Genomic DNA, 12141 nt, shown 5'->3' with positions numbered 1-12141 from the left:
GGCGCTCGGGCCTACGGATCTGTCGGCGATGGCGTATGTCGCGGACGAGGTGATCGTTGACGAGGAGGACCGCGAGCTGATCGACGAACTCGTCGGCCGGTACGGCGCGGAGGTGATCGACGATCGGGAACTGCCCGAGCCGCCGGATGGCATTCGCGTTCGCGAGGAGGGCTTGCGCGGGCCGGTCGCCGTACGGGCGCGGTTTCGCGAGGTGCCCGCGGTCGACGGGCAGGACGAGCTGTTGGAACGGGCGGTCGGTGATACCGCTGACGAGGTGTTCGCGAGTTCGGAGATGGGCGCGGCCGTCGCGGCGTTGACCGCGCGATTCGCCTTGGACGGAAGGCCGATCGGGCTCAACCTGTTCGGCGAACCACTCGCCATGCCGTTGTCCACGGCGACGGAGAGCGCGATACCGGGCGCGGGGGCGAACCCGTTCGCCTACGCGGCGTTCAGCGGCCGGACCCGAATGGTCGAGGCCTGGCAGTTGATGGACTCGATCCGGCGGATGCGCAGCAACCCGTTCGTCGTACTCGCCGTTCTGGACAACGGATTCTGGCTCGATGCCAACGGCGTACCGATTGTCGCGCCAGGGCAGTCCGGTTCGGACCTCGGCGTCGGGGTGATGCAGCTCAATCTGATGGCTGAAGGCACTCCCGCGGGCGGGATGTCGCCGTCGAACGGCTGGCACGGGAACTCGGTGGCCAGCGCGGGCGCGGGCATCCTGAACAACGCGGCCGGGGCGGCGGGCAGCGGCGGCACGGTGGCCTCGCCGATGCTGTTCCGGACCGATATCTCCGTGGACCAGCTGATGCGCTGCGCGCGGATGTGCGCGGCCTGGGGGCTCGACGTCCTGAACATGTCGATCGGGTTCTGGGGCCAGGCCGAGATCTGGTTCCCGACCACGGCGTGGGACAGGGCGTTCCAGTTCGCGGCGGACAACGACGTCGTGATGATCGCTGCCGCCGGCAACAGCAGCCTGGACCTGCCCGATGCCGATGACCACGTCCGGCCTGCCACCAGAACGCCGGGCGTGCTCACGATCGGCGCACTCGATGCCTCCGACAACGCGGCCGGCTTCTCGAACTACGGCTCATCGGTCAACCTCTGGGCACCCGGTACGGCGATCCCGGTCGCGCCGGACGGAGCCGCTCCGCTCGGATCGACCAAGGGCGGTACGTCGTTCGCCGCGCCGATCGTGGCCGGAGTCGCCGCGATGATGCGCAGCGCCAACCCGAGCCTGAGCGCACACGACATCCGCCGCATCCTGGTCGACACCGGTTGGCAGGGGACGGGCCGGGTGACCAAGGGACTGGACGCGTTCGCCGCGCTGTTCGCGGCCATCGGCGCGACGATCCCCGACAACAACGAGCCGAACAACACCGCGGCAACCGCGGCCCAGCTCATCCCGACCGGTCCGGGAGGTGCGCTGCAGCCAGGGCTCGGCCCGTTCACGGCGCGGTCGAAGGCGGGAGACACCGACTACTGGAAGTTCCGGGTGGAGCGGTTCTCGACGGTGACCGTGACCGTCGACTGGTACGAACGCCTCAGCACGCTCGGCGTCCTCGTCGAAGGGGAGGACCCCGACGTCCGAGGCCCCGACGACCTGACCAGAACGGCCACCGCGGGTGGAGTCGTTCTGACCGGATTGCTCCCTCCCGGCGGCTACCGGATTCGCATCACCGGCGGCGGAGTGACGGCGTACAGCCTGCGCGTGGCACAACGTCCGGCCACGTTGCCGCGGGACATGTTCGAGAAGAACGACTCGTTCGAATCGGCGGCGGTCATGCTGTTCGAGACCAACAAATGGAGCCCGTTCTTCACCCGCACCTGGGGTCCCGGCACGTACGACGCCACGCTGCACCGCGACCTGCTGTTCTCGCCGTACATCGGCGGTGGCGCGAAGGGCTCGGTCAACGTCGACTACTTCCGGCTGGACGTGCCGGACCGCAAGATCTTCAGCCGTCCCGCGGTCGCCGTCTTCGACTCCGACCAACTGATCGACGTGACGCTGTACGACGAAAGTCGCAACGTCATCGAAAGCCGGTCGGGCCTCCGCCACGTGACGCTCTACCCGCCCCCGAAGTCGACTTGCTACCTGCGTGTCAAAGGTGGCCAGGTCACCCGCTATCGCATCTCCACCCGGATGGAGACCGACAGCCGGATCATCCCCGGACCGTGGGAGGAGGTGCAGGTGTTCCCGAAGTGGTGGGGCGATCCGCCGCCGCTGCGTCTCACCGACCCGGTGACGCACTACCTCTACGAACTAGGCGAAGACCGTGGCGAGGGACCGGCGCTGGCATTCGACAACCCCGGCGAGGACCTCCGGATCGAGCTCATCGATCGCACCGGCGAGATCGTCCGCCAAGCCCGGACCACCGACGACCGTCTTCTCCTCGACACCGAAGGCCTCGAACCCGGTCCCTACATGCTTCAGATATCCCGCCCCGACGAAGCCGCCATCAGCGACCTCCGCATCGTCCCCCCACTCAACCCCCGCCAGCACCCTCGCTGACGGAAGGAACGCGTCGCCGTCATCGGTCGGCGGTCCTTCGTTGGTCGTCCAGCCTGGCACGTAGCCAGATGGCGAAGGGCCGCAGTTCGCCGACGTGCACGTGGGTGATGGGCACGCGGCGGGGCTTGTCGTCGTACGGGCGCACGTTGACGTGAGCGAAGAGCCATTTGCCGATGGGGTCGCTGATCGTGTCGACGCGGTTCCACGGGATGCGCAGGCGGCTGCTGGTTCCGTAGTGGATGCCGACGTGGTCGATGCGGAGCAGCGGACGTCGGGTGATCAGCTGCCAGGTGGTGTAAGCGAACAGCCAGGCCCAGAAGGGGAGTGCCGCGCCGGCCAGCACCGTGATGATCACGGGCTCGGCATCGTGCAGGTTAGCTGCGAGTTGAAGGGCTGCGTTGACTGCCAGGAAGAAGGTCAAGGCTGCTCGCCACCACAGCGGCCGTCGGCGTTGCGGAAACTGCAGGTAGCCCTGCTCCTCCCAGGCCCTCGACCAATCGGCTGGTCCCTCTCGTCCGGATTCGTCCATGTGCCGTCTCCTCACTGCCACAAGGTCTCATCAAGTACCCCGTTGCGTGGCCGGGATGCGGCTGTCGAGCTGCAACAAGGTGCAATTGCCACTGAGTGGTTCGGAGGGGGTGTTCGTGGGCACTGGGTGGTCACTCGTCAGGAAGCGTGCGAGTCATCGTGTTCTGCTTGGCGAAGGGTCTGCTCATGACTGTCATCGATGGTTCTTCCGAGGTCTCGAGTGGACTCGGAGCGGTCAGTTGGGAAGTCGAGGCGGGGACGGCGCGCATCGTTGTTCGCGGCGCGTTCTGTGAGGCGACGACGGCCGCGGCGCGGGAGTTGCTGCTGGATGTCTGTACGCCGGACCTCGCGGGCTTGGTACTCGCGATCGAGGCGACCGTCGATCCGGCGGGCTACGACGACCTCTGCCACCTGGTGGACGTGGCTCAGCGGCGTTGCTGGGCGGCCAGTTGCCGGCTCGATGTGACGGCAACGGATCCTGGCGCCTGCGACGCTCTTGCCGCGGCCGGGTGGGGTGCGGTGACGCGTCGATGAGGTTGAGGCGCAGCGACCCGGACGGCGCGGGATTCGGTAGACGTGGGCGCGGGAAGGGGTTCAGCTATCTGGATGCCGACGGCAACGTGATCACCGATGCCGCCGTACTGGACCGGATTCGGGCGCTGGTCATTCCACCGGCCTGGAAGGATGTGTGGATCAGTCCGCACGCGAACGGTCACATCCAAGCGGTCGGGACCGACGAGGCCGGTCGTCGCCAGTACCTGTACCACGTGGAGTGGCGCAGTACGAAGGACGCCGACAAACACGACCGGGTACGGCGGTTGGCCAACCGCCTGCCGGAGTTCCGTGAGGCCGTGGAGCGCGATCTACGGGCCAAGGGCCTGACTCGGGAGCGTGTCTTGGCGGCTGCGCTGAGGATGCTCGACCACGGCGTCTTCCGGACCGGCAACGACCGGTACGCCGCTGAGTCGGGCAGCCGCGGAGCCGCGACTCTGTTGCGCAAGGACGTGCGCGTCCGCCAGGGCTTGCTGGTGTTCGACTACGTGGCCAAGGGTGGTATCCAGCGGACCTTCGAGCTGGAGGACGACAAGCTCGTGCGAGCGGTCACCGCGCTCAAGCGCGGCCGGCATGACAACCCGCGGTTGCTGGTCTACCGAGACAAGGACGGCTGGCACGAGATCAACGCGGGGCTGATCAACGAACGCTTCCAGGAGATCGTCGGCGACCAGTACACCGTGAAGGACCTGCGCACCTGGACCGCGACCGTGCACGCCGCAGCCGATCTAGCCGAGGCCGACCCACCGGAGACCAAGAAGGCCGCGAAGAAGGCCGTCCGGGAGATGCTCACCGAGGTCTCCGGCCATCTGGGTAATACACCGGCGGTCGCGCGCAGTTCGTACGTCGACCCGCGGGTAATCTCGCAGTACGAAGAAGGTCGCACGATCGCCCGCGCGATCAAGCGGACCGGTTCCGGCGACCTCGACAGTCAGAAGGTCCGCGAGAAGCTCGAACCGTCGGTAGCCCGCCTTCTGAAGGACGGCTGAGCCGGGTCTTGCCCATCTGATCGGGGGCCGGCTCCGAAGCAGTCTCACGGGCTCGGTCTACAGGAGGAATCGATGGGCGACGACGTCGCAGTTGAGTTGGGTGCGGACCGGGTGTCCGCGGAGGCCGTGGTCGAGGCCGATGCGGGTGCGGTGTTCGAGTTTCTCCGTCGGCCGGCGAATCATGTGGTGATCAGTGGGGACCACACCGTGCGCGGAGCGATGACGGGCCCGGAGGCTCTCGGGCCGGGAGACTCGTTCGGGATGGCGATGCGGATCAAGCTGCCGTACCGGGTGACGTCGCGGGTCGTCGAGTTCGAGCAGGATCGGTTGATCGCGTGGTGTCACTTCTTCGGGCACCGCTGGCGCTGGGAGCTCGAGCCGCTCGGACCTGGCCGGACCAGGGTCCGCGAGACCTTCGACCTGGGAACGGCCAAGATTCCCGCGGCGCTCCGGGTGATCGGCCTCCCCGCCGGTCACCGCGGCAACGTGGCGAAGTCGGTCCGTAACGTCGCAGCGCATTTCCGTAGCGACAGCTGACCACCTGGTCTTCCCCATCGAGTCGCCACCTATCCGCGCCCTCGACGGCTCCGAAGGAAGGGCGACCGTGGTTGTGATCCAGATCACAACAGATGCGACGGGTTCGCATCTGCACCTGATGTCGACGGGGCGGTCGTGAGCAGGGAGGACAAGCATGAGTGACGCAACACGCCGCGGGTTCCTGGTGTTCGCGGGAGCGGGGACCGCGGCCGCGGCCGGAGCGCTCGCCGTACCGAAGATCTTCGACGAACGGCCTGCCGAGGCCGCGCCGCAGCTCGGGGCGGCGGATCTGACGGACGCGGAGTCGTTCGTCGTGCACGTCAAGGACGTGCGGAAGGGCGAGATGGCGATCATGGTCGGCGAGCGCGAAGTGCTGATCACCGATCGCGAGCTCGCGTCCCGCCTCGCCGGAGTGAGGACCGCCTGATGTCATCGCACCGCGAAGCCCCGGAGATCTCGAAGGACCCGGTGGCCGACAACACCGACGTGTACGCGTTCGTCAGCCCGGACAAGCCGGACACGGTGACGCTGATCGCCAACTTCATCCCGTTCCAGAACCCGTTCGGCGGGCCGAACTTCTACGAGTTCGGTGACGACGTGCTGTACCAGATCCACATCTCGAACGAGGGGGACGGGAAGGCGGACATCAGCTACCAGTTCCGCTTCCACGCCGAGATCCGGAACAAGAAGACGTTCCTGTACAACACCGGCCCGATCACCTCGATCAAGGACACCACCTGGAACCGGCCGCAGTACTACTCGGTGACCCGGGTCGAGAACGGCCGCTCCCGCATCCTCGCGCGGGAGCTGGCCGCGCCGCCGGTCAACGTCGGGATCCGCAGTACGCCGAACTACGCCAAGCTCGCGGGAGAGGCGATCCACACGATCGGTACGAACCGCAAGGTGTTCGCCGGTCAGCGCGCGGACGGGTTCTTCGCCGACCTGGGATCGATCTTCGACCTCGGCACGCTGCGTCCGTTCCAGGCCGCGCACCTGATCCCGTCGGCCGCCGCGATGGGCGTCAACGGGCTGCAGGGCTCGAACGTGCACACCATCGCGCTCCAGGTCCCGATCACCGACCTGACCCGCGGTGGCAAGAAGCCCACCGATGTGATGGACGCCAAGGCCGTCATCGGGGTCTGGGCGTCGGCGAGCCGTCAGCAGTCGCGCATCCTCGACGACCTGCTCGGGATCCCGGTGTGGCACGGGCCGTACAAGCAGGTCTCGCGACTGGGGAACCCGTTGTTCAACGAGGTCATCGTGCCGATGGCCGAGAAGGACAAGTGGAACAGCCGGCCGCCGTCGGACGACAAGAAGTACGCGCAGTACGTCACCAAGCCCGAGCTCGCGGGACTGCTGCCGGCGTTGTATCCGGGCGTGTTCCCGAATCTGGCGGCGTACAAGAAACCGCGGGCGGACCTGGCCGCGATCCTGCTGACCGGTATCCCGAAGGGCGTCGTACCGGGGTTCCAGAACTACACCGGCCCCGTTCAGGCCGACATGCTGCGGCTGAATGTCGCCGTACCGCCGGCGAAGACGCCGAACCCGCTGGGTCTGGTAGCCGGCGATGCGGCCGGATTCCCCAACGGACGCAGGGTTTTCGACGATGTGGTCACGGTGGAGATTCGCGCGGTGGCCGGGTTGACGATCCCGCTGGTCGATCCGTCGTACAAGCCTGACGGGGCCGCCTCGGCGGTCAAGGACGGTACCTCGAACACGAACTCCGACTATCTGAAGGTGTTCCCGTACCTGGGGACGCCGGGCGGGGGATACCAGTCGAAGCCGGGCGTCCCGGCCGCATCATGACCAAACCACTCACGAATGCCGAGGAGAACCCGCACGCGGGGAAGGGCTCGTCGGTCCTGCTCGACATCGGTGACGGTGTCGGCGCGATGGTGATCACGATGCCGGCCGAGCTGGAAGACATCGAGATCGAACGGCGCCCGGTCGGTGCAACAGGAGACCACGGTCACGGACATGGTCACGGCCACGGCCACGGTCATGGACACGGCTTCCCGCATGTGGCGGTCGTTCCCCGGACCTCACCCGAGGGCGAGATCGTCCACTCGGCAGTGTTCTTCGATGTCCCGGAGGGCAGCTATGAGCTGTACGTGATGCCTGACGGGCCGGTTCAGTTGACCGTCGACGTGGTCGGCGGTCGGGTCACCGAGGCCGACTGGCCGAGCTAGCACGAGAGGCGTGACGCCGTCGGGAGTGGACAGGGGCCACGCCCGGCGGCGGACCGCTCAGCCCTTGCGCGCCGACTCGGCGATGTTGCGTTGCATACTGCCGAAGACGATGCCGTGGAACGGCTTGATCGCCCACCAGTACAGGTGTCCGGGCAGCCCATGCGGGTGGAACAAGGCACGCTGCCGGAAGACTGTGTGGCCGGCGTCGTCGTCATCGACGATGAGCTCGAGCCAGGCGAGGCCGGGCAGTCGCATCTCCGCCCGCAGCCGCAGGAGCTTGAAGTCCTCGACCTCCTCCACCCGCCACCAGTCGAGCGGATCACCTACTGAGAGATCGTGAGGGTTCCGCCGGCCCCGGCGCAGCCCCGGGCCGCCGAACAGACGGTCGAGCAGGCCGCGCGCCCACCAACCGAGCCGCCAGGAATACCACCCGTTGCCGCCACCGATGCCCTCGATCACCGCCCAGAGCCGCTCCGGGCTTGCCGGTACGACGCTCTCGCGCTCGTCGACGTACAGGGATCCACCGGACCACTGCGGATCGCTCGGCAACGGATCACTCGGTGCGCCGGGAGTGGAGGCCGATGCCCAGGTGGTCGTGACATCCAGTTCCTGGACTCGTTTCAGCGCCAGCTCGACCGCGCGATCGAACCCGATCAGGCCGGACTCCGGGTCCGCGACGTACTTGGCGATGTCGTGCTCCTTGCAGACGACCTCGTGGACAAGGCTGTCGACCAGAGGACGCGCGATGCTGCTGGGCACCGGTGTGACGAGACCGACCCAATGACTCGACAGCGAGACGGTGAGCAGTGGCAGCGTGACGATGCGACGTTGGTTGAGGTGGGCAACCTTCGCGTAGCGCTGCATCATCTCGCGGTAGGTCAGGATGTCCGGCCCGCCGATGTCGAAGCCACGGCTCACGTCGGACGGCATCGAGGCGCTACCCACCAGGTAGTGCAGGATGTCGCGGACGGCGATCGGCTGGATTCGCGTGCTCAGCCAGCGCGGGGTGACCATCACCGGCAGCCGGTCGGTCAGGTGGCGGAGCATCTCGAAGGACGCGGATCCCGATCCGAGAATCACCGCGGCGCGCAGGACGGTGACCGGTACGCCGGACGCCAGCAGGATCTCGCCGACCTCACGCCGGGAGTCCAGATGGGGTGAGAGCTCCTCACCTTCCGGATAAAGGCCGCCGAGATAGACGATGCGCCGGACCCCTGCCTCCCGGGCGGCTTGGGCGAACGTCAACGCGTTGTGCCGATCCCGTGCCTCGAACCGGCTCCCGGTGTTCAGCGCATGAATGAGGTAGTACGCGACGTCGACACCTTCCATGGCGACCCGCAGCTGATCCGCGTCACCCGCGTCCGCATCGGCCAGCTCGACCGCGTCGTACCACGGCCGATCCCGCAGACGCTGCGGGTTCCGTGCCATCGCCCGCACGGCGAACCCGGCGCGCACCAGCTCCGGCACCAGCCTTCCGCCGATATACCCAGTGACCCCGGTGACCAACGCCAACTGCCGCTTCATCTGTTGCACCACCGCCCTGTGCCCGCCGCTACGGTTTGTTAACGCTCAGCGGTGGTCTTCGGCACGTCAGCCGCCGGAACTTCCCTTGCTGGCTTTGCCGAAGCCGCCGCGCGCGATGGTGCCGATGTTGCCGCCCTTGGTCGAGAGGCCGCCGCGCTGGATGGTCGCCGTACCGCCAGAGGTGTTGCGCAGGTTCGAGGTGGTGTAGCTGCCGTCGCCGGTGTTGTAGCGGCCGCCGACCGGCGGCACCAGGAAGCCGCCGCGGGTGGCCATGTAGAACCAGAAGAAGCCGGCCCCGGAGCCGTGGTACTCGCGGTCGTCCTTGCACTGGTCGTCGTCGGTCCGCTGCTGCGTCTGAGGGTCGACACAGATCGCTGCGTAGTCGGCCGTGTCGCCGTCGTTGCTGCACCCGGTCAGTGATGCGGCGACGAGTGCGGTCAGTCCGAGCGTGATACCGGCACTGCGCATCCGCCTGATCGGCCCAGATTGCGTCATACCCTGCCTTCCCCCTCAGCGGGCGGCTTCATCGAGTACATGATCAGCGCGCCCACCACCATGGTCACACCTACCACAACCAGGGGACCTGTACCCACGTCGGAGACGGCCAGCACCAGTACGACGGCGAACGACGCCGCCGCGAGCAGTGGGACGACTACCCGTTGGAGCACCCGGCCCTTGAGCTGGCCGGTGAAATACACCGGTACGGCGATCGCGGTGGCGAGGTAGTAGAGCGACACCAGCACCGCGACGGCCCCGACGGCGTCGGCGAGCACTGCGTCCGACGTAAGGACCAGGGTGACGTAGATGAGCACGCTGGCCACTGCGAAGACCAGAGTGGAGACGCTGGGTGTGTGGAAGCGAGTGGAGATCCGCGCGAACTGCCCCGGGAACGCGTCGCGCCGGGCCATCGACAGCATCGTCCGGGCGGTCGGCAGGATGGTCGTCTGGGTCGAGGCGAGGGCGGAGACGAGTACTGCGCCGATCAGGAGCTTGCCGCCCGCCGTACCGAGCAGGTCGTTGCTCAGGACCGAGAAGAAGTCGTCGTCCGCGATCTCGGTCAGCGGGCCGACCCCTGCGTACACAAGCGCTGACCAGGCGACCACGACGTACAGGACGATCAGGAAGCCGTTGGCGATGAGCGCCGCGACGGCCGGAGTACGGCGCGGCTCGCGGGTCTCCTCGTTGACGCTGAAGGACGAGTCCCAGCCCCAGTAGAGGAACACCGCGACCAGTACGCCGGTGGCCCACTTGCCGTCGCCGGTGTTCGTCGCGAGGCTGAGGGTGCCGGCCTCTCGGAAGGCGTTGACGGCGAACCAGAGCAGTGCGACGACCTCCACCGTGAGCAGGATCGCCTGCGTCCAGGCGGCGATCCGGATACCGCGGTAGGCGAGCACTGCCATCACAGCGATGAACACGGTCCCCAGAGCAGCTTGTGCTGGTCGGGAGTCGGCCAGGTCGTCCAGGCCGAGCAGTAGATAGGTGTAGACCGAGGCGACCTGGGCCAGGTTGCTCATGACGAGCACGCAGGCCATCACGGTGGTCCAGCCGACCATGCGGCCCACACCGATTCCGAACGCCTTCTCGGTCCAGGGAAACGTCGTACCGCAGTCTGGCTCGGTCCTGTTCAGCTCGCGGAAGCAGAGCGTCACCAGGACGACCGGGACGGCCGACAGCGCCAGGACCAGGGGAGCGGCGGTACCGACGTACGCGGCCAGGAGCCCGACCGCAACCGCCACCGAGTACGCCGGCGCGGAGGAGGAGATCCCGATCGCGGTGGACGGTCCCAACCCGAGCGCGTCCCGCCGCAGACTGCGCCCGCGGGACCGTGAATCAGCTGTTGTCGTCATCGTGCCTTCAGCGTGCCATCCCTTGGCCTCGCTGTCCGTGAGGCGCTCACTGGCTCCAGATGGCGTGTTCGTAGACCGACCGGTGATTGTCCGGCAGTCGTGGCTTGGTGGGTTGTTGGTGGTTCTGGTCCTCGAAGAACAGATCTCGGCTCAGCGCATCGACCAGGCGAGGGATCCCGGTGGCCAGGCTTTGTGCGTCTCCCGCAGGAATTCCGAAGCTGAGACCGGCAGCCGCGGAGAAGGCATGAGTGCGTCCGACGAAGCTGGCCGTGCCCGGCTCCTTCTCGACGAGCTCGTAGCCAGGACCGAGGTAGGGAAAGCGCGCCAGATCCGCATGGGCGAGCTCGGCGGGCGGTTCGTACCGGTCTCGCCACAAGGCGATGTGCGGGGCGAGCTCGGCCAGTTCGGGCCGGGTTCGTGGATCGTATTGATATCCCGTGCCGGCAACAACGAAGTCGAAGACATGTGAGCCGTCGGCCGCGTCGACCCGGACCTTGCCGCCGTCGGCGCACGCGTGCCGCCATGGTGCTGACAGATGGACATGAAACCCGGGAAAGGCGCTGGCTCGCGTCAAGGACTCCAGCGTGCAACTGCGTCCGACGCGGGCGGCCAGGACCTGGGCTCGCCATCGATCGGCGTCGGTGCGCCGGTGAAAGTTCTCTTTGGCGCCGACGTTGCGCCCGATGTTGCGGCTCGGTCCCTGAACGAAAAGGTCAGACCTGCGGGTGAACACATGCGCCTCTTGTGCACCGGCTTCCAGCGCCACGGCCGCAGCGTCCAGAGCCGAGGCACCAGCTCCCAGTACGGCGACGCTCCTGCCCGCGAGCTGAGTGAAGTCGATCCGATCGCCTGTGTGGGCGGCCAGATGCGCGGGAAGCGCGCGGAAGTACGGCGGCAGCGCGGGCCCTCCGGTGCCCTCGACACCCGTGGCCAGCACCAGTTTTCGAGTCGTCTCGACCCGTTCGTCCACGTGGCCGTCGGTACCGGTCACCGCGAGTCGGAGGACAAGGTGGTCCGAGGCTGGGGCGACTCCGACCAACCGGGTCTGGTGACGAACGGGAACGTTGACGGTGTGCCCGAACCAGGCGACGTACTGCGCCCAGACAGTCCGGGGGATGTTTTCGACACTGTCGTAGGCGGCCTGGCCGTAGAGGCCTTCGTACCAAGCCCGGAAGCTCAGTTCCGCGTGTCCGTACTCCGGCTGTGGCCAGGTCTTCGGAGTCCGGAGCGTGTGCATCCGTGCGGTGGTCATCCAGCTGCCTGCCTGGCCAGGTGCCGCTGTGTCGATGACAGCGCAACGGGCGATCCCGGCCCGGCGTAGCGCGAACCCGATGCCGAGCCCCGCCTGCCCCGCACCCACGACGACCACGTCGTGATCAGCGGACGTCGGGCGTACCCAGTTGTCGGGATCAGGCCCGAACCGGCGCAGGATGGCGGCCGTGTGCACTCACATACCTCCCCGG

At 67.4% G+C, this 12141-nt stretch carries 12 protein-coding genes; 7 read left to right on the top strand and 5 right to left on the bottom strand.

From position 1 onward, the window contains the following. The first annotated feature begins 28 nt into the window (after nucleotides 1-28). Entirely contained in the window at nucleotides 29-2512 is a 2484-nt protein-coding gene (locus tag ACIA49_RS35455; protein WP_396382562.1) for a S8 family peptidase, read from the top strand. A gap of 19 nt (nucleotides 2513-2531) precedes the next feature. Here ACIA49_RS35455 and ACIA49_RS35450 read toward each other — a convergent pair whose 3' ends face one another. Continuing rightward, nucleotides 2532-3041 (bottom strand): hypothetical protein, encoded by a 510-nt coding sequence (locus ACIA49_RS35450; protein ID WP_396382560.1) that lies wholly within the window; start codon nucleotides 3039-3041, stop codon nucleotides 2532-2534. Nucleotides 3042-3226: 185 nt separating this feature from the next. Between ACIA49_RS35450 and ACIA49_RS35445 the strand changes: the two genes are divergently transcribed. The 6 genes from ACIA49_RS35445 to ACIA49_RS35420 all read left to right on the top strand — a co-directional run bounded on the left by ACIA49_RS35445 (nucleotide 3227) and on the right by ACIA49_RS35420 (nucleotide 7307). After that, on the top strand, nucleotides 3227-3574 hold the full coding sequence (locus ACIA49_RS35445) for a hypothetical protein (RefSeq protein ID WP_396382558.1): 348 nt from the start codon (nucleotides 3227-3229) through the stop codon (nucleotides 3572-3574). Then, nucleotides 3571-4581, top strand: coding sequence for a DNA topoisomerase IB (locus ACIA49_RS35440; protein ID WP_396382556.1), 1011 nt, complete (start codon nucleotides 3571-3573; stop codon nucleotides 4579-4581). The genes ACIA49_RS35445 and ACIA49_RS35440 overlap by 4 nt, the downstream gene beginning before the upstream one ends. Nucleotides 4582-4653: 72 nt before the next feature. Further along, nucleotides 4654-5118 (top strand): SRPBCC family protein, encoded by a 465-nt coding sequence (locus tag ACIA49_RS35435; RefSeq protein ID WP_396382555.1) that lies wholly within the window; start codon nucleotides 4654-4656, stop codon nucleotides 5116-5118. Between the two features lie 154 nt (nucleotides 5119-5272). Continuing rightward, nucleotides 5273-5545, top strand: coding sequence for a twin-arginine translocation signal domain-containing protein (locus tag ACIA49_RS35430; RefSeq protein WP_396382554.1), 273 nt, complete (start codon nucleotides 5273-5275; stop codon nucleotides 5543-5545). Beyond that, the gene (locus tag ACIA49_RS35425) at nucleotides 5545-6924 is read left to right on the top strand and encodes a DUF4331 domain-containing protein (RefSeq protein WP_396382552.1); all 1380 of its coding nucleotides are present in this window, start codon (nucleotides 5545-5547) and stop codon (nucleotides 6922-6924) included. Before ACIA49_RS35430 ends, ACIA49_RS35425 begins: the two co-directional genes overlap by 1 nt. Then, entirely contained in the window at nucleotides 6921-7307 is a 387-nt protein-coding gene (locus ACIA49_RS35420) for a hypothetical protein (RefSeq protein ID WP_396382551.1), read from the top strand. The genes ACIA49_RS35425 and ACIA49_RS35420 overlap by 4 nt, the downstream gene beginning before the upstream one ends. A gap of 57 nt (nucleotides 7308-7364) precedes the next feature. On the opposite strand, the gene ACIA49_RS35415 is transcribed toward ACIA49_RS35420, so the two are convergent. From ACIA49_RS35415 to ACIA49_RS35400, 4 genes are all read right to left on the bottom strand, one after another. Beyond that, nucleotides 7365-8831: an SDR family oxidoreductase gene (locus ACIA49_RS35415; RefSeq protein WP_396382549.1), complete on the bottom strand. Its 1467-nt coding sequence runs from the start codon at nucleotides 8829-8831 to the stop codon at nucleotides 7365-7367. A gap of 66 nt (nucleotides 8832-8897) precedes the next feature. Then, on the bottom strand, nucleotides 8898-9326 hold the full coding sequence (locus ACIA49_RS35410) for a hypothetical protein (RefSeq protein WP_396382547.1): 429 nt from the start codon (nucleotides 9324-9326) through the stop codon (nucleotides 8898-8900). Continuing rightward, a complete protein-coding gene (locus tag ACIA49_RS35405) occupies nucleotides 9323-10678 on the bottom strand; it encodes an APC family permease (RefSeq protein WP_396382546.1) in 1356 nt (451 codons plus the stop codon). Before ACIA49_RS35405 ends, ACIA49_RS35410 begins: the two co-directional genes overlap by 4 nt. A 46-nt stretch (nucleotides 10679-10724) precedes the next feature. After that, nucleotides 10725-12125: a SidA/IucD/PvdA family monooxygenase gene (locus ACIA49_RS35400; RefSeq protein ID WP_396382545.1), complete on the bottom strand. Its 1401-nt coding sequence runs from the start codon at nucleotides 12123-12125 to the stop codon at nucleotides 10725-10727. Nucleotides 12126-12141 lie beyond the last annotated feature (16 nt).

Source organism: Kribbella sp. NPDC051587, from assembly GCF_044453945.1.
GTDB lineage: Bacteria > Actinomycetota > Actinomycetes > Propionibacteriales > Kribbellaceae > Kribbella.
The sequence above is the reverse complement of the archived record's forward strand: the minus strand, read 5'-3'. Positions and strand labels throughout refer to the sequence as shown.